The sequence below is a fragment of the Sulfolobus sp. B1 genome (genome assembly GCF_007050195.1).
GTDB lineage: Archaea > Thermoproteota > Thermoprotei_A > Sulfolobales > Sulfolobaceae > Saccharolobus.
The window spans coordinates 1-1013 of the sequence record NZ_QIMI01000282.1; the positions used below are offsets into that span (position 1 = coordinate 1).

Sequence of the window (1013 nt, forward strand, 5' to 3'; positions counted from 1 at the left end):
CTAATTTTCTCTTAATTAGCTCAAGTGTTAAGCTAGGATCAGCTCTCTTATTAGTTCTCTTCATTACACTTCCTACCAAATAGTTAACTACCTTAGGATCTCTCTTGGCTTTCTCTGCAGCCTCCTTTTCTTCAACTAGCACCTCTTCTATGACTTTTGATAGGTACTCCTCATCCTTTATTGATGTCATTCCTCTCTCTTTAATTAATTGTTCTGGATCTTTGCCATATAATACCATCTCTGGTAAAAACTCCTTAGCTATCTTTAGTGTTATTGTTCCAGAATCTATATACTCGAATAATTTAACAATGTGTTCAGCTTTAGCCTTACTTTGTGATGGGCGCATATTATTTTGGTTGAGCCATCTCATGTAATCATTTATTAAAAGGTTAGCAATTTTTGGATAATTCTTATATTTTGTAGCTATATTCTCAAAGAGGTCTGCTAGGGCTTTTTCACCGACTAATACTTGTGCTTGATATTCAGTAATCTTGTAATTATTTATCAATCTTTTTGCTCTATCATCTGGTAATTCAGGCATCTCAGACTTAATTTTTTGAATTAATTCTCTAGAGATCAAATAGGGAGGCAGATCTGGGTCAGGAAAATATCTATAATCTTCTTCCGTCTCTTTAGTTCTTAACGCGACGGTTACCTTTCTATCCGAATCCCAGTGTCTTGTCTCCCTCTTTACAACATTACCTTGTATTAATAATGCTCTTTGTCTAGCAATCTCATAATCTATAGCGTCTTCAACATCTTTAGGTGATCCAACGTTTTTCACTTCCACTCTCTCTCCACCTTTAATGGAAACGTTAACATCAGCTTTAATTGAACCTTCTATATTACCATCAGTAACTCCTAAGTGTTCAAGTACGGATCTTAATTTCTCCAAAAACATTCTTGCTTCTTTACTAGATCTTAAGTCCGGTTCTGTAACTATTTCTAGTAATGGTGTGCCAGATCTATTATAATCTAGAAGAGAGTAGCTACTAGTTAATATTGAGCCAGTA

Annotated in this window: 1 protein-coding gene; it reads right to left on the reverse strand. The window is 34.8% G+C overall.

Annotated elements, in window-relative coordinates:
* On the reverse strand, positions 1-1013 hold a 1013-nt coding region (gatB, locus tag DMP16_RS10185), incomplete at both ends, for an Asp-tRNA(Asn)/Glu-tRNA(Gln) amidotransferase subunit GatB (protein WP_143577216.1).